This is a genomic window from Streptomyces sp. NPDC055078, assembly GCF_053607985.1.
On sequence record NZ_JBSGUP010000046.1, the window covers coordinates 1 to 25,677 of the forward strand.

A 25,677-nucleotide genomic window follows, 5' to 3' on the forward strand; every position below is an offset into this window, starting at 1 on the left:
GTTTCCGCGTCGGGCCCGTCGGAAGCCTCGGGCTCGTTGGAAGCCTCTGCCTTCGGCGGCGGCCTCAGTATCTCGGGGATCTCCACCCCGCCCGTGAACCCGGCGACCCCGTCCCCCGCCCCGTACTGCCGGGGCCCCAGCGTCCACCAGTCGACCCCGTCGGACGAGCCGAGTTCATCCAGACCCGCGAGATGCGGCGGCCGGGCCGCCGGCGGTGGCGGGGTGTCCGGGACCTCGGCGCGCTCGCCCGGCGCGAACAGACGGGGGCGCGGGATGCGGCGGCGTACCCGCTGACCGGGCACGGCGGCCGTACGCGACGACTCGCCCGGGTCGGGGTCCGGTGTGGAGGTGTGCCGGGGGACGGCGGGGGCACCGCCGCCGCCCGCCCCGGCCACCACCTCGTCGGGCGTCCCGAGCCGGCCCAGGATGCGCCGTACGGTCGCCGGACTGTCCGCCCCGGCCGCCGCCCGCTGCCGGTCGATCTCCCCGCGCAGCGTCGACACCAGCCGCATCCGGGTCCCGGATGGGAGCTGTCGCTGCTGCGCCAGATCGCCGACCCGGCTCAGATAGTCGTAGACGAGTTGGTCGCTCTCGATCCCCACCGGCGTTCCCCTGACGTTCCCTGCCGAGCCGTCCTCAGCCCCGGACGGCCAAGCCCTGACTCCGACGGTAGCGCTCCCCCACCGATTACAGGGGCTAACGTGGTGCGGATGGGGACCATGCCCGAAGGAAGCAGTCCGCGCACGCTGGCCGAGGCCCTGCGGGTCCGCAGGGACGAGGAACTGGCCGCGCTGCTGCGCGCACGCCCGGATCTGCTGACCCCGGTGCCCGCCGATCTGTCTCAACTGGCCACCCGCGCGGGCACGCGCGCCTCCGTCGTACGGGCGCTGGAGCGGCTCGACCGGTTCACGCTCCAGACCGCCGAGGCGCTCGCCGTGACCGCCGAACCCGCCTCGTACAGCGGGCTGCTGGCCCTGCTGACGGGCGACGAGCGCGACCCGGCGATCGAGGCCGCGCTGCCGATGGCCGTGGAGTCGCTGCGCACCCAGGCGCTGCTGTGGGGCAGCGGTGACCGGCTGCGGCTGGTGCGCACCGCGCGCGAACTCCTCGCGCCGTCCCCGACCCGGCCGTCGCCCACCGGTCTCGGGCCGACCGTCGCGGAGGCCACGGCCGGGATGTCCCCGGGCAGGCTCCAGGAGATCATCACGACGGCGGGTCTTGCGACAACGCACGATCCGGTGTCCGCCGTCGCCGCGTTGACGGGCCTGTTCACCGATCGCGGGCGGATGGGCGCGCTGCTGGACTCGGCCCCGCCGGAGGCGCTGACGGTGCTGGACCGGCTGGTGTGGGGGCCGCCGTACGGGGAGGTGACGTCCACCCCCACGCCGCCCGTGCGCTGGCTGCGCGACCGGGGGCTGCTGCTGCCCGCGTCCGCCCGTACGCTCGTGCTGCCGCGCGAGGCGGCGCTGCATCTGCGGGCGGGCCGCGCGCACCGCACCCCGGAGCCGGTGCCGCCGGAGGTCCGGCCGGTGACGGCGTACACCACCGGGCGCCCGCAGGTGGTGGACAGTACGGCCGCCGGTCAGGCGTACACCGCCCTGTCGACCGTCGAGGACCTGCTCCAGGACTGGCACGAGGGCGGCCCCGCCGTCCTGCGCGCCGGGGGCATCTCCGTACGCGACCTCAAGCGGACGGCCGCCGCGCTGGACACCAGCGAGCCGGTGGCCGCGTTCTGGGTCGAACTGGCCTACGCGGCGGGCCTGCTGGCCGCCGACGGCGCGGCCGACGAGCGGTACGCCCCGACGCCCGCGTACGACGAATGGCTCACCCTCCCGCCCGCCGAGCGCTGGACGCTCCTGGCGGCGGCCTGGCTCACCGCGACCCGGACGCCCGGTCTCGTCGGCACCCTGGACGGCAAGGGCCGCGCCCTGTCCGCGCTCGGCCCCGACCTGGACCGCGCGGCGGCGGCCGAGGTCCGCCGCCGGGTGCTCGAACTGCTGGCCGTCCTGCCCCCGGGCACCGCCCCCGACCCGGAGTCCCTGCTCGCCCGGCTGCGCTGGGAGCGCCCCCTGAGGGGCGCGGGCGCGGTCACCAACGGCGTGGTGGATCTGCGTTCCCGGCTGGCCGCCTGGACGCTGACGGAGGCGGAGGCGCTGGGGGTCACGGGCCGGGGAGCGCTGTCGGGGCACGGGCGGGCGCTGCTGGGGGTAGGCCCTGATGCCGGCGGGTCCGGTGCGTCCGGGGTGTCCGGCGCGTCTGAGGTGTTCGGCGCGTCCGGTGTGTCTGGCGTATCTGGAGTGTCCGGCGCGTCTGGGGTGTCCGGTGTATCTGGAGCGTCCGGCGCGTCCGCTGTGGCGCCCGAGGCGGCGGAGGCGGCCGAGCCCCCGCGCGACCGTCGCGCCGCAGCCGGTACGACGGGCCCGCCCACGGCCGCGCCGTCGAGGCCCACGGCCGCGCCGGGGCTCGCGCCGCCGGGACCCGGCGACCCGGTCCGGCCGACGGACGGAGACATCGCGGCGGCGACCGCCGCCCTCGCGCCGATGCTCCCCCGGCCGCTCGACCATGTGCTGCTCCAGGCCGATCTGACCGCCGTGGCACCGGGGCCGCTGGAACGCCCGCTCGCCGAGACGCTGTCCGTGCTCGCGGACGTGGAGTCGAAGGGCGGGGCGACGGTCTACCGCTTCACGCCCGGTTCCGTACGGCGGGCACTGGACGCGGGCCGGTCCGCGACCGATCTGCACGCTTTTCTGGCCGCGCACTCCCGGACGCCCGTGCCGCAGCCGCTCAGCTATCTGATCGACGATGTGGCCCGCCGCCACGGCCATCTGCGCATCGGCGCGGCGTCCTCGTACCTCCGCTGCGACGACGACACCATGCTCGACGAGATCCTGGCCGACAAGCGTTCGCAGGAGCTGCGGCTGCGCCGTATCGCGCCCACGGTCCTGGCGGCCCAGACCGATCCGTCGACGCTGCTGGACGGTCTGCGGTCCATGGGATACGCGCCGGCGGCGGAGTCCGCTGAGGGCGATGTGCTGATCACCCGGGCCCACGCCCATCGCACCCCGCCGCGCACCCCGCCCGCCCCGGTACCGGACGGCCCGCCGGTGCCGGACGCCACGCTGCTCGGGGCGGCGGTGAAGGCGATCCGCGCGGGCGATCTGGCGTCCACGGTCGTCCGCAAGCCGGTCGCGGAGGAGCCGGTGGCGCAGCGCGGTGAGCTGCCCCGCTCGTCCTCCGCCGAGACCCTGGCGACGGTCCAGGCCGCCGCGATGACCGGTTCGGCGATCTGGATCGGCTATGTCAACGCGGAGGGCACGGCGAGTCAGCGGGTGATCGCCCCGGTGCGGGTGGAGGGCGGGTTCGTGACGGCCTACGACCACACGGCGGACGAGGTCCGTACGTACCCGCTGCACCGCATCACGGGCGTCGCGGAACTCGCGGACGACCCGGCCTGAGCCGGAACCGGAGCCGGAACCGGCCGCGCGGCCCGGGGTCCCCCTTCCGCTCCGGGCCCGGCTCCCGCCCGGCGTCCCGCGCCGGGTACGGCGGGGGCGGGCCCGGCGGTGGTGGCGGGCCCGGCGGTGGTGGGGGCGGTGGGGGCGGTGGCTCGGCCAGTGTGTGGAAGCGGTGCCCGATCCGGCGCCCCAGCAGAAGGTAGGCGATCAGCGCACCGCCGGTGTTGAGGAGCACGTCGTCCACATCGAAGGCCCGCCCCTGGACGAGTGCTCCCTGCGTCAGCTCGACGAGCACCATCACCGCCGCCGTCAGCAGGACGACCCGGATCATCCGCAGTCCGCGCTTCACCAGCACCGGCAGGATCAGCCCGAACGGCATGCCGAGCACCAGATTGCCGCCGAGCTGCTTGCACGCGGCGAGGAAGGTGTACTCCTCGGCGTACTGCCGCAGCGAGTGCCCCGGCCGCAGATTGGCCCCCGCGATCTCCGCCGACGCGGCGGACGGGGTGAGCGTCAGTCTGGCCAGTACGACGGCGAACCCGGCCAGGGCGGCGAACGCCAGCACCATGATCAGCACCCGTAAGACGGCTCTGCCCCGGGGGACCGGCGAGGGGCCCGTCGCCCCGGTCGCACCCGCCGGCCCGGCCCGGGTATCTCCCTTTCCCTGTACGGACCCTCGTACGGACCCTCGTACGGACCTTTGCGCGAACCGATGTATGGATCTGTTTACGGACCCTTGTACAGATCTCTGGACGGATTTTCGCTGTACGGTCATGCCTCCCCGGGTGCCCCGCCCGCCCGCGCCCAGACCTGGCACCACCGGACCGGCCGAGGTCGCGGATCGCCTGGACGCCCCCGCTGCCCCTGCTGACTCCGCCGCCCCTGCGATCCCCGCTGCCCTGCTCCCTGCCCCTGTCCCTATCCCTGGGCGATCCCCTGGACGATCTCGGCGAGAAGCCGGACGAACACGACCCCCAGGAGGACCGCCATCACCGCCTCCGTATACAGATAGGCGAGCAGACAGCCCAGCGCCCCCAGCACGATGCGCGCCCGGCGCCGCCGTACGGTCCGGGCGAGCAGCCAGGTGGAGACCACCAGCGCGAACGGGACGAGATACCCCAGCGCCCACACCGCCGGAAGATCCCCGCCGGGGGTCGTCGTACGGTCGATATACGCCAGCAGCGGCGCGAGCAGCGTGCAGAGCACCGACGGCACCCACCAGCGCTCATCGCGCGCCGCCGACGGGTCCGGCCCGTACGGATCCGGCCCATACGGGGCGGGGCCGCCGCCGGGCGGCTGATGCGCGTAGGGATTCCAGGGGGTCGTCATCGCCCCACTGTCCGCCACGGAGCCCCCGGCCGACACCCGTGCGCGTACTCATCCCGCACCTGTCCCGCACCTATCCTGGCCGCATCCCGGGCTCATCCCGCCCGCGCCGGTTCCCGAGTACGGCACACTGGAGGTTTGCTGACCGAAAGGGCGCAGGTGACTGCTGTGAACGGCCCCCTCATCGTCCAGAGCGACAAGACCCTCCTCCTCGAAGTGGGCCACGAGCAGGCGGACGCCTGCCGTCGTGCCATCGCGCCCTTCGCGGAGCTGGAGCGCGCCCCCGAGCACATCCACACCTACCGCCTCACCCCCCTCGGCCTGTGGAACGCCCGGGCCGCCGGGCACGACGCCGAGCAGGTCGTGGACGCGCTGGTCGAGTTCAGCCGCTACCCCGTGCCGCACGCCCTGCTGGTCGATGTCGCCGAGACGATGGCGCGCTACGGGCGGCTGACGCTCTCCAAGCACCCGGTCCACGGCCTCGTCCTGACCTCCACCGACCGGCCCGTGCTGGAGGAGATCCTCCGCTCGAAGAAGGTGCAGCCGCTGGTCGGCGAGCGGCTCGACCCGGACACGGTCGCCGTGCACCCCTCCGAGCGCGGGCAGGTCAAGCAGACCCTGCTGAAGCTGGGCTGGCCCGCCGAGGACCACGCGGGCTATGTCGACGGCGAGGCCCACCGCATCGAGCTGGACGAGTCCGGCTGGGCCCTGCGCCCGTATCAGAAGCAGGCCGTCGAGGGGTTCTGGCACGGCGGCTCGGGCGTGGTCGTCCTGCCCTGCGGCGCGGGCAAGACCCTCGTCGGGGCGGGCGCGATGGCGCAGGCCAAGGCGACGACGCTGATCCTGGTCACCAACACCGTCTCCGCGCGGCAGTGGAAGCACGAGCTGGTGCGGCGGACCTCGCTGACCGAGGACGAGATCGGCGAGTACAGCGGTACGCGGAAGGAGATCCGCCCCGTCACCATCGCGACCTACCAGGTGCTGACGACCCGGCGGAAGGGGATCTACCCGCATCTGGAGCTGTTCGACTCCCGCGACTGGGGACTCGTCATCTACGACGAGGTGCATCTGCTGCCCGCACCCGTCTTCAAGTTCACCGCCGATCTCCAGGCACGCCGCAGGCTGGGCCTGACCGCCACCCTCGTACGGGAGGACGGTCGGGAGTCCGATGTGTTCTCGCTGATCGGGCCGAAACGGTTCGACGCCCCGTGGAAGGAGATCGAGGCGCAGGGCTATATCGCGCCCGCGGACTGTGTCGAGGTCCGGGTCAATCTCACGGACGCGGAGCGGCTGGCGTACGCGACCGCCGAACCGGAGGAGAAGTACCGATACTGCGCCACCACCGAGACCAAGCGGAAGGTGACCGAGGCGCTGGTCGAGAAGCACCGGGGCGAGCAGACGCTGGTCATCGGGCAGTACATCGACCAGCTGGACGAGCTGGGCGAGCATCTGGACGCGCCGGTCATCAAGGGCGAGACGTCGAACGCGCAGCGGGAGAAGCTCTTCGACGCGTTCCGGCGGGGTGAGATCTCCGTGCTCGTCGTCTCGAAGGTGGCGAACTTCTCCATCGACCTGCCGGAGGCGACCGTGGCCATCCAGGTGTCGGGCACCTTCGGGTCCCGCCAGGAGGAGGCCCAGCGGCTCGGCCGCGTCCTGCGTCCCAAGGCGGACGGGCACGAGGCCCGCTTCTACTCGGTCGTCGCCCGCGACACCATCGACCAGGACTTCGCGGCGCACCGGCAGCGGTTCCTGGCGGAGCAGGGGTACGCGTATCGCATCGCGGACGCGGACGAGCTGCTGAAGTAGCCGGACACGCTCGGCACCGGGCGGTCGGACTGCTCAACGGGTGCGCGGTCCGGGGGCCGTGACTGATGTCCTGGGCTGATGTCCGTGACTGACGTCCTGGGCTGGTGCCCGTGCCGGTCGGCGGCCGGTCTCAGCGGCGGCGGACGCCCGCCTCCTCCGCGTACTCCCCGAGGACGGCGACGCTGAAGACCGCGCCGAAGAACACCTTGACCGCGCGCAGTGCGTCGCCGACGTGGTGCGGGGCGTGCGGGACGCCGGTGGCGGTGGCGCCTTGGGGAGAGCGGGAACCGGAACGGGGACGGGGGAGCTGGGCGCTGGGGGTGACGGTTGCTGTGCTCATGTCTCCATGGTGGTTTCCGGGCCCGCCGAACACATCGCTCCCTGGTCGGAACCGTGCCCCGGATCCGGTACGACTCCAGGCATAGGGGATCCCCTACGGGGACGGCACTTCAGGAGGACGCCGTTGTCATCCCCACGGACAGTGCCCGGCGCCCTGCCCGGCTCCGCACCGTGAGCGGGACGGGTGCGAGCGGGAGGGATGCAGGCGGAACGGGTGCGAGCAGGACGGCCGCGAGCGGAACGGGTGCGAGCAGGACATGCAGGCGGGATGGCCGCGAGCGGGACAGGTGCAGGCAGGGCAGGTGCAGGCGGGACGGGTGCGCCCGCCCGGGAAACCCGTTCGCCCGCGCCGCCCGCGCTGACTAGACTCCTCCGTCTTGCCGCCTCCCTCCCGAGGAGTGCCGCCGCCCGGACGGAAACCGGCCGGTTCACCCTGCCCATGCCGCAGCCCCGCCGGAGGCGAACTGTGCCCGCGCACGCCCACGTACCCGACGACAGCCCCGTTCTGTCAGACCCATCGGGCCCCTCCCATCCTCCCGGCCCATCAGGACCCTCCGGCCCATCAGGCCCCGCCGACCCGCTCGGCCGGGAGCGCGCCCATCTGTCCGCGTCCCGCGCCGCCCTGCGCACGATGCGCGAGGAGGTCCAGGCGCTCGACATCAAGGACGTCACGGCGGGCTGGGTCAACACGGCCGTCCTCCGGTCCCAGATCGATGAGCGGATCAAGGAGTTGGCGGATCTGACCCACACTCCACTGTTCTTCGGCCGTCTCGACTATCTGCCCACCGCCCAGGAGGGGCAGCGCTTCTATATCGGCCGCCGCCATGTTCATGACGCGGACGGCGACCCGATGGTGGTCGACTGGCGGGCGCCCGTGTCCCAGCCGTTCTACCGGGCGTCCCGCAAGGAACCGCTGGACGTGGGGCTGCGGCGGCGGTTCGGCTACACGGCCGGTGACCTCACGGCGTACGAGGACGAGCATCTGACCGACCCCACCGAGCGGGACCGCACCAGCCGGCTCCTCCAGGCGGAGATCGAACGGCCGAGGGTGGGCCCGATGCGGGACATCGTCGCGACGATCCAGCCGGAGCAGGACGAGATCGTACGCTCCGGGCTCACCGGCACGGTCTGTGTCCAGGGCGGCCCCGGCACCGGGAAGACGGCGGTCGGCCTGCACCGGGTCGCGTATCTGCTGTACGCGCACCGGGAGCGGCTGGCACGCACCGGCACCCTGGTCATCGGCCCGAACCGCTCCTTCCTGCGCTACATCGAACAGGTTCTGCCCGCCCTCGGTGAGCTGGAGGTCAGTCAGTCGACCGTCGACGAACTGGTGGCCCATGTCGAGGTGCGCGGCACCGACGAGGCCGCCGCCGCGGTCGTCAAGGGCGACGCCCGGATGGCGCAGGTGCTGCGCAGGGCCCTGCGCTCCCATGTCACCCCGCCCACCGAACCGGTCGTGGTCGTCCGCGGCTCGCGGCGGTGGCGGATCCCGGCGTACGAGCTGGCGGAGCTGGTACAGGAACTCCTCGACCGCGACATCCGCTACGGCGCCGCCCGCGACGCCCTCCCCCAGCGCATCGCGCACGCCGTCCTGGTCCGGATGGAACAGTCGGGCGAGGCCCCGGACGACCGGGTGCAGGACGCGGTGGCGCGCAATCCCGCCGTGAAAGCGGCCGTCAAGGCGGTGTGGCCGCCCGTCGACCCGGCGAAGCTCGTGCTGCGGCTGCTCTCCGACGCGGACTTCCTCGCGGCGCACGCCGAGGGCGTCCTGAGCCCGGAGGACCAGCGGGCGATCCTGTGGGCGAAGCCCGCGCGCGGGGTGCGTACCGCGCGCTGGTCCGCCGCGGACGCGGTGCTGATCGACGAGGCGACGGATCTGGTGCAGCGTACGCACTCGCTGGGCCATGTCGTCCTGGACGAGGCCCAGGACCTGTCACCCATGCAGTACCGGGCGGTGGGCCGCCGCTGTACGACGGGTTCGGCGACGGTCCTGGGCGATCTGGCCCAGGGGACGACCCCCTGGGCCACCGGTAGCTGGCAGGAGGCGCTGTCCCATCTGGGCAAGCCCGACGCCGTCGTGGAGGAGCTGACGGCCGGCTTCCGCGTCCCCCGCGAGGTGATCTCCTACGCCTCCCGGCTGCTCCCCCATATGTCGCCCGGCCTCACCGAGGTCTCCTCCGTACGCGAATCCCCGGGCTCCCTGGAGATCCGCGAGATCCCCGGCGACCTGGACACGGCCGTGGTGGCCGCCTGCCGCGACTCCCTGCGCCACGAGGGCTCCATCGGCCTGATCGCCGCCGACCACCGCATCCCCGCCCTCGCCGCCGCCCTCTCCTCCGCCGGCCTCTGGTACCTCCCTCCCGGCTCCGAGACCACCGCCACCTCCCGGCTGACCCTGGTCCCGGCCTCCCTCGCCAAGGGCCTCGAATACGACTACGTGGTCCTCGCCGACCCCACCTCCCTCGTCACCTCCGAACCCGACGAACGCACCGGCCTCCGCCGCCTCTACGTCGCCCTGACCCGCGCGGTCTCGGGTCTTGTGGTGCTGCACGAGGGGGAGCTGCCGCGGCAGTTGGGGTAGGGCACAGCCCCGCCCACGCGTCCTGCCGCGGGGGGGAGCGACCGGTGGTGGTACAGCCTTCGCCCGGGCCGCCACCGGCCGGGCACGCTGCATGGCGGTGATGTCCTTCCTCACAGGCCCCCACCGGACCGCTCACAGGGGCCAGCGCGGGCCGTTCTCCGCGTCCCGGGCCCATGCGTACTGGCGGTCGGGCTCGACGGTCAGCCCGTAGTCGTACAGCTCCGGGCTCCCGGCGCGGAGCCAGGCGTCCCAGGCGGTCTCCAGATCGTCGGCCAATCGGCGCGGGCCGCCCTGGTAGGCGAGGGTGGTGCCGTCGGGGAGGGCGGAGAGGGCGGCCCAGGAGGAGGTGCCGTCGTGGAGCCAGGCGTTGAGGCCGTCGGCGTCGGCGGCGACGGTGATCCGTACGTCCGGGAGCGCGACCCTGAGGGCGAACCGGAGGTGCCAGTCGTCGTGCAGCGCGGTGAGGTCGCGCCGCCAGGGGCGTTCTCCGGTCGCCGGGCCGTGGCCGCGTACGCGGGTGAAGTCCTCCAGGCCGGTGGCGGTGCCGCGCGCCGGGATGAACTGGGCGAGCCCCTGGACCCAGCCACTGGCCGAGCGCCCGTCCGGGGCGACGGTGAGCGCGACATGTCCGAGCCGCCCCCAGGGGGTGACGATCCGCCCGCCGGGCCGGGTCTGGGCGACCCAGGCCCAGGGGACCCGGTCCACGGCGTACGTCGCGACCACCCGGTCGTACGGCGCCCCGGGCGCCCACCCCGCCGCGCCGTCGCCGACCTCCACCGCGACCTGGACCCCCGAGGTCTCCAGCCGTTTACGGGCGGCGGAGGCGAGTTCGGGATCCGCCTCCACACTCGTCACCCGGCCGGGCCCCGCCCTCAGGGCCAGCAGCGCCGCGTTCCACCCCGTACCGGTGCCGAGTTCCAGCACCCGGCGCCCCGGCTCCAGCCGCAGCGCGTCCAGCATGTCCGCCACGATCGCCTGGCACGACAGACTGGACGACGCCCGCCCGTCGGTCACCTGCGTGACGGCCGCCGCGTCCGGGTCCCCGTACAGCTCCTCCGCCCAGCGGACGGCGTCCAGCGCCCGTTCGACCGGCCCGTACCGATGACCGTCCCACCGCCACAGCCGGTCCGGCGCGAACAGATGACGCGGCAGCGCCTCGACCGCCTCCCGGACCCACGGCGCCCGCGCGGGCCAGGCCCCACGGCGCTCCATCTCGTCCGCCAGCCACCGGCTGCGCCCACCGAGCAGGGACACGGCCCCTACTTCTTGTGCTTGCCGTCGGAAGGCGGCGGAGGCGGTATCTGCCCGTCCGAGTTCCCGGGCGGCGGTTTCCCCTTCGCCGGATCGGCCGGCGGTTTCTCATGCTTGCCCACGGTGTTCCCCCTTCGTTGACGAGTCCTGGCTCCAGGTCATTGACGGGCCCTGGTTCGCGGTCGTCGGCGAGTCCTGGCTCCAGGCCGTTCGCGCGTGCGGTTCGCGCGTGCCGTTTCGCGAGTCCTGGCTCCAGGCTGGCGCACCGCACGCCCGCCCGTGACGCGTTTCCCCGCACAGCCTCCTGGCCCACGGCCACAGGGACCCGATCCGGCCACCCGGGCCCGAACGGTGACCCGTCGCTCGCTGAGCTACTGTGCCAAATGTCGTGCCCCCGCAGACAGGAGAGCCAGCGTGATCATCATTTCCGGGAAGATCACCGTCGCCCCCGAAGCCCGGGACGCCTACCTCACCGGCTGCCACCAGGTCATCGAACAGGCCCGAACCGCCCCCGGCTGCCTGGACTTCTCCCTCTCCGCCGACCTGCTCGAACCCGGCCGGATCAATATCTACGAGCGATGGGAATCAGACGCCCACCTGGCGAAGTTCCGGGGCTCGGGCCCCGATGCCGGGCAGACCGCGGAGATCCTGGACGCGGATGTCGCCAAGTACCGCATCTCGTCCACCGAAGCGCCCTGAGGGTTGCCCCGCGGGCGAAGGCGTGCGCGGCGTGGGCGCGGTCATCCGGCGCGCGGGATCGAATCGCACGGGATCGAATGCGGTGGGGATCGTGTCAGCTCAGGAGCAGCAGGGCGTCCCAGGCGGTGGGGGCTGGTGCGGGCAGCAGCCCTTCGGTCTCGGCCAGGGCGAGGGCTGTGCCGCTCGCGCCGGTGAGGAAGCCGAGGTCGTGTGATGCGGGGCCAGGGTGGCCGTCCGGCTGGAGCAGCAGGGTGGTGCGGAGTGCGGCCCGCTGCTCCAGGTGTGTGCAGCCGGTGCGGTGGGCGGTCTGGAGGACTCCGGCGCTTCCGTGGCACAGCCCGGACCCCTCGGTGTCCCACTGTTCGGGCGGGCGGTGCGCGAGGGCCGCGACAGTGCTTTTGCCTGCCTGAGTGAGTTCGGGGTCGTGGAGGGCGCTGCCGGCGTGGGTGAGGGCGCTGCCGATGCCGGCGGCACCGTAGCACCATGCGTCGCGTCTGCCGGGGGCGCCCGCGAGGCGGCCGGGGTCCGGGGGATGGCGCAGCGTGTCGCCGCTGATGTGCGCCGGCCAGGACCGGCCGTATCCGGTCCAGTGCTGGAGCCAGGCCACCGCGGTGCGTATCGCGTCGTGTTGCCCGGGGACAGTGCGGCCGGCAGTGCCGGCGAGGGAGAGGAGGGCGAGGGGGCCGGCGATGCCATGGGCAAGGCCGGTGGTCGCCGCTCCTGAGGCGGGGAGCTGACCCGCGAGGGGCAGGAGGTGGTCTTCGGCGGGGAGCCACCAGCCGGGCAGGTGCCCAGCGGAGGTGTTGATCATGTCAGTGAGGGTGGTGAGGGCGGTGGTCAGTCCCGGTCCGGCAGCGGTGTGGCCGCTCTGGTCGGCGGCGAGGAGGACCCGGCCGATACCGGAAAGTCCCTTGATGGTGTCGTAGACACCCCACGGGGTTCCCCGTTGTCCGCCGGCCAGGCGCCTTCGCTGGTGGTGGGCGAGGCCCTGCGCGCGGGCTGTCAGCCAGGACACGGCCTGGTCCAGCACGGGGCCGCTGCAGCGGTTGGTGCCGGAGAGGTAGGCGTTGCCGATGATCAGCGAGGCGGCCAGTCCTCCGGGGCCGCACTGGATCCCGTCGGGCACGGCGCCGGCCAGGAGTGGCGCCGCAGCCTCCCAGTGCCGTTCGGCTGCCCGGGCGAGGGACGGGTCGGCGGGTGACAGCGCGGCGAGAAGGAGTGCCGTTCCGGGCAGTCCGTGGCTCAGAGTGGCGGCCCTGGCCCGGCCCAGGGTCGCGGCGATCCGGTTGGGGGCGGCGACGGCCCGCACAACGCGCTCCACGGCCGTCGCCGCGTCAGCCATGCCGGCCGTGGGCGTGCAGGAGGTCGATGGCCAGGGAGCGGGCGATGCGTTCTTGACCGGCGTCGGTGCCCAGCAGCCGGTTGCAGTGCAGGTGAATCAGGTCGGAGGCGCACCGCTCGGCGGTGTCCGGGGCAGAGAGCCGGGTGCGGTAGGTGTGCAGCGCTTCCTGGCGTGCCGTCCAGGCCGGGGCGAGCCACGGCGGAACGGTATGAGTTCGGGCGGTGGTGCGCAGCCGTTCGCGCCGGCGGCGCTCGGAGTGGGTGAGCGGGCCGCCGCGGGCTGCCGGCGGTGAGGCGAGCAGCCGGGCGATCGCGGCGGCGGAGTGGGCGGCGAGTACCAGGCGTTCATCGTCGTCGGCCGGGCGCCCGAGGGTGGTGAGGGCGAGGGCGCTGTCGGCGGCGAAGACGTCCTCGGCCGCGTCGATGGCGTGCGGACCGCCGTAGCGCTGCGTCTCGCGCAGGTAGGGCTCGTAGTGGAGGTGCCCGCTGGACAGCCGCTGCTCGGCGAGACGGGCGCTCCACCGGGCGAGCGAGTGCCACACATCGTGCCGGGAGCCCGGAGTCGTGGGGAATCGCAGGCGCAGGTGCGGGCCCAGGGCCGGGGTCCGGTAGCGGAGCCAGAAGCATCGTCCTCCGGCGGCGGCGGGCGGAAGCCGGCGCAGTGCGTCGTCCTGGTGACGGACCGGGACCGGGAGGGCGGCGGACAGCCAGTCGCCGCCCGGGACCTGGGTGTCGGCCGGGCGGGCACGGGGTGCCGTACGCGGGTCGATGGGCACGGTCGCGGGGGCGGTGGTGCGGTGGAGAGCGATGACGAGTTCGAGAGGATGCCGGCCCTCGGGGCCGGCGACCGCGTGCTCGTGGTCGTGGTGGCCGATGGCTTCGGTCAGCGTGCGGGTGCCGCGCAGCACGGTGCGGCGCAGGATCTCCCGGTGACCGGTGTCGTCCAGACGGAGGGGCAGTTGGCGGTCGGACTCCTCGACCACGACCATCGTCGGGACCGCCGGGTGTGTCCCGGTGAGCCAGGCGGTCAGGTGCGGATGCCAGGCAGTTCGCCGGGCTGCGGCGGTCACCAGGTCGTCCGGCAGCAGCCAGCGCTGCGGGGCCAGGATGGTGCCCCGGTGGCTGACTCGCGGGGTGTAGGGGAAGCGGGCCGCGGGTCCCCAGGACCAGGTGTGCCAGGGGCGCTCCCGGCTGTGGCCGAGGAGGTGCAGCAACTGCGCCGCGGGCGGCAGGAGATCGCGGGTGATACGGCTGAACAGCACTGGCACGATGCGCCGTCGCAGCGTGTGCGACCACAGCGCCAGGTGCTTGCCGGTGGAGACGACTGCCAGGTCACGGGGATGAAGGTCACCGTCGCGGGCCGGGACACCGATGGGGATACGGTACGGGGCGAATCCGGTTTCGACCGCCAGTCCCGCGGTCTGGGCGGTGAGGGGTCGGCAGACGATCTCGGCGACCACCGGCCCACCGACCTCCGTGGCCGGCTCCGGGGCCAGTTGGGGGAGTCGGTACGCGAACCGGCCCGCGGCCGACCCTGCGGTCTGCGCGGCGTGACGGCCGACCAGCAGCCGGACCGGGCCATCCGGCCCGGGCAGCACCCGGACGTGGATCTCCGCAGTGCGTGGCGGCGGGCCCCCGCCATCCTCCGCGCCGTGCTCCAGGCCGGTGATGTGGGCCTCGGTCAACTCGACCTCGGCCCGTCCGTGGGTGAGGGCATCAGCCAGGAGCGAAGCGAGGAGTCGGCCGCGCCGTTCGTCCAGCTCGGCAGCGGCTGCGATCGCATCCCCGGCGTCCGGGGCGCCGATGCCGACTGCCGGGTCGACAGCCTCCAGCAGCGGGACCATACGGTGGTGCCCGTAGGCGGTCGCGAACCGGTCCGACCAGGAACGCAGCGCGGGTGTGCGGTGGCTGATCCGCCACAGGACCTCCGCGGCCCGCGCGGCCTTCGCACCCACGGCCGCGGGCAGCCGGAGTTCGGCATCGGCCAGAGTGTCGACTGTGAGCGGGCGATCGGCACGGTGGATGCGGTCGGACAAGTCCCGCGCCGCGCGCAGCAGCCCCAGCCGCTGTGCCGCGCCCGGCGGGTGCCGGTCGGCTTCGTCCAGCACGTGCCGCAGCCGGACGAGGAACCCGTGCTCCGGCGCCGAGGCGGGGACAACACGCAACAGGTGTCCGATCGGGTCGTCGCGCAGGTCGTCGGGAAGCAGATCGGTCAGCAGGATGCCCGTGCGGATCAGCTGTACCAGGGCGCGCTCGGCATCCTGGATGGTGGCGCCCGGGTAGCGGTCCAGGACCGCCGCGATCACCCCACTCCCCAGGGCGCGGCCGGCGCATGCGGTCACCAGCCACGCCGACAGATCGGTGACCCGGACACTGCCGAGCTGCCCGCCACCCGCCGGACCGGGATGTTCAGCCTCGAAGCGGCCACCGCGGCGTACCACCAGATTGCTCACCGTCAGCTCCAGCCCAGGCACCACCCCCGGCAACTCCAGCACCTGGTCCGCCACGCCCAGCAGCCACTGCGGACTCGGCACACTGACCGGCCGGTGCCGCTCGCCCAGCCGCAGCACACTCTCACGGCCCTCCAGGCTGGCTACGGCAACCGCGCACCAGACACCCTGGGGAGCTGTGCGTGCCCGGGCCCGGATCGCGTAGGCGGTCCGGGTCTCCGCGGCCCTGGACGAGTCACTATCGGCCTGCTCCAGGGACCGGGAGGCCAGGAAGAGTCCCTCCTCGAACAAACCCGCCGCCCGTGAGGGTTCGCTCGTGTCCGAGGGAAGGAGGGGGATACGGGCCATCGCCACCGGGCCGAAGCCGAAGACACTCATCGCCCCCACTCCTCTCTCCGGGTCACACTGCGAAGGGGTGGCGCGAGCGTCGACCCGCACCACCCCGGCCGCCGAAACCGCTGAGCCCTGGGGCGGTTACTCGGCTTCGGGGATCAGGCACCCGGTGGTCGGGCCCTGTGGCGGGGACGGCCCACAGCCGTCGCCCGTGGTGTCGCCGTCGCCATCGGTGTCAGCGAACCCGTCGCGGATCAGCGACAGATCGGCATTCGCCGCATCCAGCCGGAACACCTCGAACAGAGCAGTGCTCATGTCAACCTCCTCCCTTTTGCGCGTCGAAGGTGGTGGTGCACCCGGGCCCGGCGGCCCCGGGACATCGAGAGACCGGCGGCGGTCACGGCCAGGCGAGCACCATGGCAGGCCCCGGCCGGTCCAGGACCCGCCCGGTGGACGGCTGGGGGACGGAGCCTTCCGGGTATACGCGGAGTACCGGCCCGGGTCCGCCGCGGTGGTCGCGGTCCCACACCCGCAATAGCTGCGCGAACTCCTCGGCAAGCGCGCCATCGGGCCCGTGCCACGCGACGCCGTACTCGAACCAGGCGCCCACCGGATCCGCCGGTCGCATCGTCAGATAGGCGAAGCTGTCAGCGCTCCAGGAAACCGGACTGCCGCCCGGCAGCACCTGGACCTGGTCATCCAGGGCCTCCCGGTCCGCGTGCAGTCGCCCGAAAACATCCAGCACGGTTGCCAGCCACACGTCCACGAGAGGCCGGGTACCTTCCGTGACACCCACCGTGACCCCGGTCCACACCTCACGCCGCCCGCCCGCCAGAGCCGCCGTCAGGGCGGCGGCATCGGGCGGAGGACCGCCGTCCGACCGCAACCGGACACCGTCGGCCAGCCGCGTCGTCGCCACCGGATTGCGTGCCGCCGGCCCGCGCATCCGTACGAACCCGCACTGGTCCCAGCCGTCCCCGTGCCAGTGGTCACCCTCCCGCGTGAAGGTGAGCAGGCGTCCCAGCCCTCTCAGTCTGAGCGGGACCACCAGTCGGCCGCCTCCTGCCAGCTGCTCCAGCCACGCCGGGGCGATCGAGGTGGCCTGCACGGTCACGACCAAGCGGTCGAACGGGGCGCCGTCGGGGACCCCCAGGGTGCCGTCGCCCGTGACCAGCCGGACATCCGCATACCCGGCCGCCTCCAGGCACCGCCCGGCGCGCTCGATCACCTCCGGGTCGATGTCCTGACTCGTCACCGAACCCTGATCACCGACCAGGTGCCGCAGCAGCGCCGCGTTGTAGCCGCCCGAGCCGACTTCCAGCACGCGGTCGCCCGCCCGCACGTCCAGACGCTCCAGCATCGTGGCCACCAGCCACGGAGCCGATACCGAACTCAGCGGACTCCCGTCCACATCGTCCCGCTTGGTGAACACCACATCGTCCCGGTAGGCCGACTCCAGCGGCACCCCCGGAACGAACAGATGCCGCGGCACCGCCTCGAACGCCGACGCGACGTGCGAACCGGTGATCCTGCCGCTGCGCCGAAGATCCCTGACCAGGCCCCTGTTTAACTCAGCGGCGGTGAACATGGTCTCCAATAACACTCCAACACCCATTTCCTTATCGGGAGTTGACTCATGGTGGCAGCTCGTCACCGCGGAGTCGAGAACCACCGGCACCCCGCGCCCGGCGGGTCGGAGCGGGCGCTCGACGCACCAGCCGGCCCCGTCGAGCCCGAGTACCGGCTCTGTGCGTGACTTCCGGAGCCGTTCGTGACACCAGCGCACAACTCGCCGCCGGGGCCGCGCCGCCCGGACCGCCCTGGCTCAGCCCAGTACGTCCATCAGGGCGGTGACATACGCGTCTGCCAGTACAGCCGCTCGCTCGCGACCGCTGCCGGCACCCCGCCGGCCTCCTCGTACGCATCAGCGAACCGCGGACCCCATGCCGGGCCGTGCGGCAGAGCGAGATGGGTGGAGCAGTGCGCGACATCGAGGTCGGCCGGGCCCCAGGAGGCCGCTGCCCAGTCGACCACGCCCGTGATCCGGGGACCTGCCCGGCCCGGGGGCGGAACGTCGAACAACACGTTGCCGGGGTGGAAGTCCTGGCGAAGACAGCACGGATGGTGTCGAGCGCGGCAGGGCGCCGACCGACGGTCGGGGCGCCCCCTCGCCCCAGTCGGCGACGGACCGCTGAAAGCGCCTCAGTTGGCGAAGCGGACGCTATGAGCACTGAAGGCGAGACGTTGCCCAAAGGCCGGCTGGATCGTAAAGCTGGAGCCGGTGCAATTGGTGTTGGAGAAGACGGAAGCGGGTTTGTTCGTGAGATTGTCGAGGAACGTCGTTGTCCTCGATCCACCGTCCATGATGTGACAGATCCCGGTGGTCATGTCAGTCATCTTGTTGACGCTGCCCGTGTCTGCCCGCGTGTAGTTGAAGTTGCCGCTGGCGTTCGCGGCCAGTGCCTCAGGGGACAGCCCCATCACCAGTCCTACTGATGCTGCGGCTGTCAGGGCAATTCTCGTCATTCGTGTGAGCACAAGCATGGGCCCTCCTTCCAGCCGTCGTGCTTTCGACGGCATGACCGGAAGTTCTCCTGCCTAGAGGATTCTCTCACGGAAGAGGTAGCGCGGCCTCCCGCAGACGCGGGCCCGTAAAGCCAGATCGAATTCCAGGACCGGGCAGAAAGGCGACGAAAATTACCACACCATTCTCGATATCGCTTGCCTGCACAAGTCGCCCTCTCTGAACAGACCGGACAGAGATGACCACCGACCCGGCCTACTCGGCGGAACGGTGGTCCACCCAGGCTTCTGCGGACGCCTCCACAGCGCGAAGCCACGTCTGCTCGGGGGACCGCTCCGCGCGCCGGCGGAACATCCTGCGGTCGGCTCTGGCGAACGCGTCGACACCCTGCGGGAAGACGGTGATCCCCGTACGGCTCGGTCCCCCGCCGCCGTACGGGGATTCGGCCGTCAAGGGGCAGGCGGGGCTTCCGGGTCCGGGTGGGAGAACAGCGGGTCGGTGGAGGTGCTCGCCTGGTGGTCGGCGAGGGCGGCGCGGATGGCGGGCCAGGGGTCGGCGGTGTGGGCCGTCAGGAGGATGCGGGTGGGGGTGGTGGGGCGGTGGAGCAGGGCATTGCTGAAGAGCCAGGTGAGGTGGGTGAGCGGCCAGCGGTCGGCAGAGTCGATCGTCAGCAGGAGGCCGTCGAAGCCTGCGGGTGAGCAGTCCTGGCGGCCGGGCAAGGCGGGGGCCGGCGGGTCCGGGGCAGGGGCCCGCACGTCCGACTCCCGGTCCCGGGCAGTGGCAACCCGAGTTGCCGCGACCGCCTTCCAGCCCGCCGCTGCGGACTCCTCGGCGAAGTGGGCGGTGAGGGCCGCCGGGCCCCGGCCCTCGGGGGCGTAGAGCCAGCGGGCCGACAGCCGGGGGCCGTTCTCGCGCCAGTGGTGCAGCCGGTCGAGTCCGGGGCGGCGGGGCCCACCGGTGGGGTGCTCCGGGTCGGGCCAGGAGCGCAGCAGATACAGCGGGGTGCCGTCGCCGAAGACATGGATGTCCGCGCCGACGACCCCGTACGAGATTCCCTTCTCGGCACGGATGGTCTGGCGGGTGCCGCCCGGCGGGAAACGCGGGGGGCCGCTGGGGTCCGGCATGGTTCCTCGGCTCCTCGGTTGCTCGGTCGGCGGCGACTGAGCCGTACGAAACAACCGTATGCGCAGGGGAGTTGATCCGGTACGCGGTTGATTTCACCGATACGGCCGGCACCGGGCGCCGGGGGCGGTGAGGATATGCCCAGGGGGTGGGGCATGGAGGAAGACGGACCGCACAGACAGAACGTCACCGCGGTCGACGGGGTCGCGCACGGGGTGATCGGCGCGGATCTCCATGTCTTCGCCAACGGCAGTCCGCTGTATCTGCTGCGCCGGTGGAGTCCGCCGCCCCGGGCGGACCGTTCCGTACTGCGTGAGCTGCCCAGCCGGATGCTCAACGCCCGTTTCGCGGTGGTCGAGTTCACCGGCCGGGGCGATGAGCTGTCGGCGCTGCGCCAGTGGCGGGACTCGGAGCCACGGCTCGCCGCCCGCTGGCTGTACGGGGCCGCCGGGCAGGGCAAGACCCGGCTCGCGGACCGGCTCGCGCGGGAGTCAGCCGACGCGGGGTGGCTGGTGGTCACGGCGCTGCACGGGCCGGGGACCGTGTTCGGGCCGTCCGGGAGCCAGGATCTGCGGGCCGCCGGGGCGCCGGGGGTGCTCCTCGTCGTGGACTACGCCGACCGCTGGCCGCTCACCCATCTGGCCTGGCTGTTCAGCAACGCTCTGCTGCGCCGGGGCGTACCGGCGCGGATTCTGCTGCTGGCCCGTACGGCCGACTCCTGGCCCGCCGTCGGCGGCCGGCTCGCGGCGCTGCGGGCGGCGACGTCCGAGCAGTTGCTGGGGCCGCTGCCGGGGGACGCGTCGGCGCGGGCGGAGATGTTTCTCGCCGCGCGGGCGGGATTCGCCGAGTTGTACGGGTACGGGCCGGACGGGTACGGGCCGGACGGGCCCCCGCCTGCCGCGCCCGAGCTGCTGGCCCGGCCGGAGTTCGGGCTCACCCTGGCCGTACACATGCTGGCGCTCGTGACGGTCGACGCGACCCGTACCGGTGCGCCGACACCCGCCGGGACCGCCGGGCTGACCGTCTATCTGCTCGACCGCGAACATCTGCACTGGGCGCGGGTCCACGGCGACCGGTCGCAGCGGCTGGGCGAGCCGGACTTCGTCACACCGCCGTCGACGATGAACCGGGTGGTGTTCGTCGCCGCGCTCACGGGGGCGCTGCCACGGGAGTTGGGTGAGCGGGCGTGGGGGGTCGCGCGGGGTGCGGGGGACGCACCCGGGGCCATCGCTTCCCCGGCCACGGGGGCCGTCGATGGGCGCGACGGCAGCGGGCACGGCGACTACGGCGGTCACGGCAGCGGTGGCGGGAGCGACACACGTGGGCGCACCAGCAGCGGTCACGGTAACGGCGGCGGCAGCGGCAGCGGCAGCGGCAGCGGCCAAGGCAACAACAGCAGCAACAGGAACAGGAACAGGAACAGGAACAGGAACAGCACCAACCAGGATCAGGTCCTCGCCGATCACGCCCGTATCTATCCACCGACCGAACCCGGAGCCCTCCCCTTCCCCACCGTTCTCGAACCCCTCTACCCCGACCGGCTCGCCGAGGACTTCCTCGCGCTCACCGTCCCGGGGCACGACGGCGACTACCCGGCGCAGAGCTGGGCCGTGCCCACCGCCAGATCCCTGGTCGCGGCGGGCAGCCCCTGGCGGGCGCGGGCCGTGACCTTCCTCGCGAACGCCGCCGAGCGCTGGCCGCATCTGGGCCCCGGGCTGCTGCACGGACTGCTGGCGGAGACGCCGGAGCTGGCCGTCGCCGGGGGCGGTGGCACCCTCGCCACGCTGGCGGGGCTGCCGGGGGCCGAGCCCTGGTTGCTGGAGCGGATCGAGGCGGCCCTCCCACGCGGGCGGCGGCTCGATCTCGATGTGGGGGTCGCCGCGCTGACGGCCAGACTCACCGAGCACCGGCTCGCGGCGGCGGCCGGGCCGCTGGAGCAGGCGGTGATCCTCGACACGCTCGCCGACCGGCTGAATCACGCCGGTCTGGTCCCGCAGGCCCGTGACACCGGGGAACGCGCGGTGGCGCTCGCCCGCGAGGCGGTCGCCCGGCGCGGCGCCGATGAACCGACGCTCGCGGGCGCGCTGCTCACGCTCTACAACGTCCTGGGCGAGACGGAGGAGTACCTGGTGGCGCTGGCGGTCGCCGAGGAACTCGTCGTACGGAACCGTTCGTTGGCGGCGAAGTCCCTGCGCCGCTACGGAACGGATCTGGCCGCCTCGCTCGACTCCCTCGGCAACGCGCTGGACAAGGCGGGGCGACGGCGGGAGGCCCTGGCAGCCAGCCGGGAGGCGGTGACGGTCAGACGGCGGGTGGCCATGGCCCGGCGGCCGGTGCGGGCGCTCGCCGCCCGGATCAGCGGGCGGCGGCGGTCGCCGGACAGCGCCGAACGCGTCATCGGCGACTACCGGATGCTCAGCGACGCGCCGAACGCCGATCTGGCGTCCGCGCTGAACATCCTCGGACGCAGGCTGCGGGCGCTGGGGCAGAGCGAGGAGTCCCTCCCGTACACCGCCGAGGCTATCAGGATCCGGCGGGCGCTCGCGGAGCGGTACCCCGGTGCGTACGACCACGATCTGGCGCGTTCGCTGAGCGACTACGGCGAACGGCTGGGCGCGGTGCGCCGGTACGACGAGGCGCTGGCCGCGACCGGGGAGGCGCTGGGCGTCTACCGGCGGCTCGCCGAGGTCAATCCCGGTGTCTTCGGGCCCGGGGTGGCCCTGTCCCTCCAGTCGTACGGATGGCACCTCTCGGACGCCGGGCGCCACGCGGAGGCGGTGGAGTATCTGCGGCAGTCCGTCGGGCGGCTGCGCGGGCTGCACACCCAGGTGCCCGACGAGCAGGACGCGTCGATCGCGATCACCCTCGATCTGCTCGGCACCCAGCTGGCGGAGCTGGGCCGCCACGAGGAGGCGCTGGCGGCGAGTGAGGAGTCGGTGGCCATCGGGCGGCGACTGGCCGACACCGGCAGTCCCCGGATGTACCAGCACAATCTCGCGATCTCCCTCAACCAGCTCGCCTCCCGGCTGCTGGCCGTCCGGCGGCCGGGTGACGCGCTCGCCGTCTCGGCCGAGACCGTGTCCGTACGGCGGCGGCTGGCCTCGGCCGACCGCGAACTGTTCGAACCCGACCTCTTCACCGTGCTGGCCGACCACACGTCCCGGCTGGTGGCGCGCGGACGCCGGGCGGAGGCGCTGAGCGCCTGCGAGGAGGCGCTGGAGATCCACGGCCGCCTTCCGGCCTCCGGGGTCCTCGGAACCGAGCCGTCCTATGTCTCCCTCCTGGACAGCCGGAGCCTGCTCCACTCGGTTCTGGGGCGGTCGGACGACGCCGTACGCCCGGCGGCGGAGGCGGTACGGCTGCTCCGCCGCGCCCGGGCGGCCGGGCCCGGCGCGTACGGCCGGAGCCTGCCGGTCTCGCTGACCGCGCTCGCGGCCCGGCTCACGGAGGCGGGTCGGGCGCCCGAGGCGGTGGGGGTGATCGAGGAGGCGATCGGTCTGCTGCGCGAGCAGGCAGTGACACCCGTGGACCGGTCGTGGGGCGCACTCGTCAACGCGCTGGTGACCGCGACGCTGGTGTACGGGCGGCTGGCGCGGTACGGGGACGCCCTCGCGGCCGGTGCGGAGGCGACGGCCGTCCAGCGGCGGCTGGCCGATGCCGACCCCGACACCTATGGACCCTGGCTCGGGGCGGTGCTGGTCCAGTGGGGGCAGTGTCTGTACTGGGAGAAGCGGTGGGACGCGTCGCTGGCCGCGGCGCGGGAGGCGGTGGCGTCGCTGCGGAAGTGGGCGGCCGTCGACGCCGAGATGATCGTGCCGTATCTGGCGATCGCCCTCAACAATGTGGGCGTGCTGCTGACCGAGCGCGGGGGGCTGGGGAGTGGGGGCGGCGGGGAGGCGCGGGGCGCCGGGGAGGCGGGGGCAGCCCCGGAGGCGCGGGACGGCGGGGAGGTCCGGGAGACCCAGGAAGCCCAGGAGGCGCGGGAGGTCCGGGAAGCCCGGGAAGCTCAGGAGGCGCGGGAGGCCCGGGACACCGGGGAGACCGAGACGGCCCGGGAGGCCCGGGAGGCCCAGGAAGCCCAGGAAGCCCAGGAGGCGAGGGAGGCGCGGGACGCCGGGGAGACCCAGACGGCCCGGGAGACCCAGGAAGCCCGGCAGGCCCGGGAGGCCCAGGAAGCCCGGCAGGCCCGGGAGGCCCAGGACGCCGGGGAGACCCAGACGGCTCCGGAGGCCGGTGACGCCCTGGCGGCCCTGGAAGCCCTGGAGGAGGCCGTACGGCTGCGGCGCGAACTGGCCGCCGCCCATCCCGACATCCATCCCCCGCTGCTCGCGGGCACGCTGATCGGGCTGTCGGACGCCCTGGCCGAGTGCGGCCGAGCCGATGAGGCGCTGGGTGCGGCGCGGGAGTCGGTGGCGCTGTTCCGCGCGTCGGAGCTGACCCGTACTCCGCACCACGAGCCACGGTTCGCCCTCGCCCTGTCCTCCCTGTCGATCCGGCTGTGGGAACGGGGGGAGGCGCGGGAGGCGCGGGCGCTCTCGGCGGAGGCCGTCGCCGTACGCCGCCGGCTGGCCGGGTCGCCCGACCACAGCCGCGTCGGGCCGGATGTCCTGGCCGCCCGTGCGGAGTTGCTGTCCTGGCTCGCGGGGGCCGCGCCGGAGTCGGCCGCGTTGGCGCCCTTCGCTTCGGGCGTTCTCACCGGGGACGGCCTCGCGTCGAACTCTCCTCATGTGCTGCACCAGGACATGACGGCGCTGTTCCTCACAGCGGCGGCGGCATCGCACGGAGCCGGGCCCGCCCACCGGACCGCCGCGGCCAGGCTCCGCCACCTCACCCGGCGCGGCGACTTCGCCAGAGCCCTGGAGGCCCTCCGGGCGCTCCCGCTCCCCCTCCCGGGGACGACCGGCGACTGAGCCATGGGGCCGGGGGCCTGCCGCTCAGAAGTCCGCCGGGAAGGGGGCGCGGAGGGTGTGCGCCCGCGCATAAGGGTGTTTTGCGTAATGAGCCTATTGAGTATGAAAGGGAATCAATAGCACCTAATGGCCGATATCTAGACTATGCGGCGCATTCGTTCCGTTGGTATGCCCGTAACTCTCCTGCCTCATGACACCCAGGTCCCGCCTCTCGGCGCCTGGCTCCTCAACCGCCGCTCCTCCTCCCCCTGTCTGGAGCGCGACGGCACCCGCATCCCCCTCACCGACTCCGCCGACCTCGTCACACGGCTGTTCACGGAGCTGGACCGCCTGACCGCGCTGTGGTCGAACCCCCGCGCGGTGGAACCCGCCTGAGTCCGCGCGGCTCGGCCCGCGGCCGAACCCGCGCGGCTCCACCCACCCGGACCGCCCCGCACCCGCTTCCTCATCCGCACGGAGTTGCCGTGTACGAACCGCATGACCCGTACTGGATTCCCGGCCAGGCCACCTATGAGCCGACGGTGGATCTGTCCCCCGGGCCCTACTACGACGGCCCGGGGGACAGGCCGTACTACAACAGCCCGGCGGACGGGCCCTATGACGACGGCCACACCGCCCGGGAGCGCCTGGCGGACGTCTGCGACGTCATGGCGGTGACGCACGACACCGGCCTGCACGCCACGGACCTGCACGCCACGGACCTGGACGCCGAGCTGGCCGAGCTGCTGAGCACCACCGAGCACTCGACCGTCGTCGTGGAGACCCCGCACGCCGCGTCCCTCGCCACGCCCCCTCCGGTGCCGCACACCAACGCACCGCACACCGCGCCCGCCAGTCACCGCAAGGCCACCCTGCTGCCCGCCAGCCGTGACGGCAGGGGCGGCTGGTCCTGGCGGCGGCTGCTCAGTCTGGTGTCGGTCGTGCTGACGGCGGTGATCGTGGCCGCGGTGGGCATTCTGGGCGCGCTGGCCTCCTACCCGGCGCTGCGCAGCCTCGCCGACGGGGTGACGCCCCCCGATGTCGCCGAGCTGTGGCCACTCCTGATCTACGGGCCGTGGATCGCGGCCACCCTGTCGATCCTGCGCGCCCGTGCCTACCGCCGCCGTATCGCCCACTCCTGGTGCGTGATCATCTTCTTCGCCGGGATCTCCATGGCGCTGTGCATCATCGAGGCGCCGACCACCCCTGCCGGCATCACCGTGGCCGGGCTGCCGCCGGTTACCGTGCTGCTCTGCTTCCACCAGCTCGTACGGCAGCTCGATCTCACGCCGACTCCGCCGGCGCCGTCGACTCGGCACGCGTCCACCGCGCGGGGGAGCCACCGCCAGCGCGGGGGGCGCTGAGCCGCGCTTGTGCCGGCTGTGCCGCCGGAGCGCGCTCCCTCTTCGGAGCCGAGCGCTCCGGTGGCGGCCTCCGCCCCGGGGCGCGCGGCCCCTTGCCCGAGCCCGGGCCGTCCGGCGGGGCGCTGCCCCGCACCCCGCTCCTCAAACGCCGGAGGGGCTGGGATTCCCCCGCCGACGGGGCCAGGTTTCCCGTGCTG

The 25,677-nt window shown here is 73.4% G+C and carries 18 protein-coding genes and 2 pseudogenes; 7 read left to right on the forward strand and 13 right to left on the reverse strand.

Annotated features, from left to right (window positions below; genetic code table 11):
• Positions 1–602: pseudogene (locus tag ACWF94_RS06755) on the reverse strand (hypothetical protein); the annotation flags it as partial.
• A gap of 108 nt (positions 603–710) precedes the next feature.
• Between ACWF94_RS06755 and ACWF94_RS06760 the strand changes: the two are divergent.
• Positions 711–3,455 carry a helicase-associated domain-containing protein gene (locus ACWF94_RS06760; protein WP_453485382.1) on the forward strand — a complete coding sequence of 915 codons (2,745 nt, stop codon included), beginning with the start codon at positions 711–713 and terminating at the stop codon, positions 3,453–3,455.
• Here the strand turns inward: ACWF94_RS06760 and ACWF94_RS06765 are convergent.
• Both ACWF94_RS06765 and ACWF94_RS06770 read right to left on the reverse strand, forming a co-directional pair.
• A complete protein-coding gene (locus tag ACWF94_RS06765; RefSeq protein WP_453485413.1) occupies positions 3,418–4,023 on the reverse strand; it encodes a VanZ family protein in 606 nt (201 codons plus the stop codon). The two genes, ACWF94_RS06760 and ACWF94_RS06765, sit on opposite strands and share 38 nt — an antisense overlap.
• Positions 4,024–4,373: 350 nt before the next feature.
• Positions 4,374–4,784 (reverse strand): hypothetical protein, encoded by a 411-nt coding sequence (locus ACWF94_RS06770; protein ID WP_453485384.1) that lies wholly within the window; start codon positions 4,782–4,784, stop codon positions 4,374–4,376.
• Positions 4,785–4,949: 165 nt separating this feature from the next.
• Between ACWF94_RS06770 and ACWF94_RS06775 the strand changes: the two genes are divergently transcribed.
• The gene (locus ACWF94_RS06775; RefSeq protein WP_453485385.1) at positions 4,950–6,587 is read left to right on the forward strand and encodes a DNA repair helicase XPB; all 1,638 of its coding nucleotides are present in this window, start codon (positions 4,950–4,952) and stop codon (positions 6,585–6,587) included.
• Between the two features lie 130 nt (positions 6,588–6,717).
• Here the strand turns inward: ACWF94_RS06775 and ACWF94_RS06780 are convergent, their stop codons facing one another.
• Positions 6,718–6,927, reverse strand: a complete 210-nt coding sequence (locus ACWF94_RS06780) for a hypothetical protein (protein ID WP_453485387.1) — start codon at positions 6,925–6,927, stop codon at positions 6,718–6,720.
• Positions 6,928–7,365: 438 nt separating this feature from the next.
• Between ACWF94_RS06780 and ACWF94_RS06785 the strand changes: the two genes are divergently transcribed.
• Positions 7,366–9,507 carry a HelD family protein gene (locus tag ACWF94_RS06785; RefSeq protein ID WP_453485389.1) on the forward strand — a complete coding sequence of 714 codons (2,142 nt, stop codon included), beginning with the start codon at positions 7,366–7,368 and terminating at the stop codon, positions 9,505–9,507.
• Between the two features lie 132 nt (positions 9,508–9,639).
• Here ACWF94_RS06785 and ACWF94_RS06790 read toward each other — a convergent pair whose 3' ends face one another.
• A complete protein-coding gene (locus ACWF94_RS06790) occupies positions 9,640–10,761 on the reverse strand; it encodes a methyltransferase domain-containing protein (RefSeq protein WP_453485391.1) in 1,122 nt (373 codons plus the stop codon).
• Positions 10,762–11,172: 411 nt separating this feature from the next.
• On the opposite strand from ACWF94_RS06790, the gene ACWF94_RS06795 reads away from it, so the two are divergent.
• Positions 11,173–11,457 carry a putative quinol monooxygenase gene (locus ACWF94_RS06795; RefSeq protein ID WP_453485393.1) on the forward strand — a complete coding sequence of 95 codons (285 nt, stop codon included), beginning with the start codon at positions 11,173–11,175 and terminating at the stop codon, positions 11,455–11,457.
• A gap of 94 nt (positions 11,458–11,551) precedes the next feature.
• On the opposite strand, the gene ACWF94_RS06800 is transcribed toward ACWF94_RS06795, so the two are convergent.
• From ACWF94_RS06800 to ACWF94_RS06835, 8 genes and pseudogenes are all read right to left on the reverse strand, one after another.
• Positions 11,552–12,799 (reverse strand): lanthionine synthetase C family protein, encoded by a 1,248-nt coding sequence (locus ACWF94_RS06800; RefSeq protein WP_453485395.1) that lies wholly within the window; start codon positions 12,797–12,799, stop codon positions 11,552–11,554.
• Positions 12,792–15,626, reverse strand: coding sequence for a lantibiotic dehydratase (locus ACWF94_RS06805; RefSeq protein ID WP_453485397.1), 2,835 nt, complete (start codon positions 15,624–15,626; stop codon positions 12,792–12,794). The genes ACWF94_RS06800 and ACWF94_RS06805 overlap by 8 nt, the downstream gene beginning before the upstream one ends.
• A gap of 96 nt (positions 15,627–15,722) precedes the next feature.
• A complete protein-coding gene (locus ACWF94_RS06810) occupies positions 15,723–15,896 on the reverse strand; it encodes a hypothetical protein (RefSeq protein ID WP_453485399.1) in 174 nt (57 codons plus the stop codon).
• 82 nt (positions 15,897–15,978) lie between these two features.
• The gene (gene fxlM, locus ACWF94_RS06815) at positions 15,979–17,169 is read right to left on the reverse strand and encodes a methyltransferase, FxLD system (protein WP_453485400.1); all 1,191 of its coding nucleotides are present in this window, start codon (positions 17,167–17,169) and stop codon (positions 15,979–15,981) included.
• A 269-nt stretch (positions 17,170–17,438) separates the two neighbouring features.
• Positions 17,439–17,693, reverse strand: a pseudogene (locus ACWF94_RS06820) (phosphotransferase); the annotation flags it as partial.
• A 90-nt stretch (positions 17,694–17,783) separates the two neighbouring features.
• The gene (locus ACWF94_RS06825; protein WP_453485402.1) at positions 17,784–18,125 is read right to left on the reverse strand and encodes a hypothetical protein; all 342 of its coding nucleotides are present in this window, start codon (positions 18,123–18,125) and stop codon (positions 17,784–17,786) included.
• A gap of 235 nt (positions 18,126–18,360) precedes the next feature.
• Positions 18,361–18,558, reverse strand: a complete 198-nt coding sequence (locus tag ACWF94_RS06830; RefSeq protein ID WP_453485404.1) for a hypothetical protein — start codon at positions 18,556–18,558, stop codon at positions 18,361–18,363.
• A complete protein-coding gene (locus tag ACWF94_RS06835; protein WP_453485406.1) occupies positions 18,555–19,229 on the reverse strand; it encodes a hypothetical protein in 675 nt (224 codons plus the stop codon). The genes ACWF94_RS06830 and ACWF94_RS06835 overlap by 4 nt, the downstream gene beginning before the upstream one ends.
• Positions 19,230–19,382: 153 nt before the next feature.
• On the opposite strand from ACWF94_RS06835, the gene ACWF94_RS06840 reads away from it, so the two are divergent.
• From ACWF94_RS06840 to ACWF94_RS06850, 3 genes are all read left to right on the forward strand, one after another.
• Entirely contained in the window at positions 19,383–24,137 is a 4,755-nt protein-coding gene (locus ACWF94_RS06840) for a tetratricopeptide repeat protein (protein WP_453485407.1), read from the forward strand.
• 168 nt (positions 24,138–24,305) lie between these two features.
• Positions 24,306–24,512, forward strand: a complete 207-nt coding sequence (locus tag ACWF94_RS06845) for a hypothetical protein (RefSeq protein ID WP_453485409.1) — start codon at positions 24,306–24,308, stop codon at positions 24,510–24,512.
• Positions 24,513–24,601: 89 nt separating this feature from the next.
• A complete protein-coding gene (locus tag ACWF94_RS06850; RefSeq protein WP_453485411.1) occupies positions 24,602–25,480 on the forward strand; it encodes a DUF2637 domain-containing protein in 879 nt (292 codons plus the stop codon).
• Positions 25,481–25,677 lie beyond the last annotated feature (197 nt).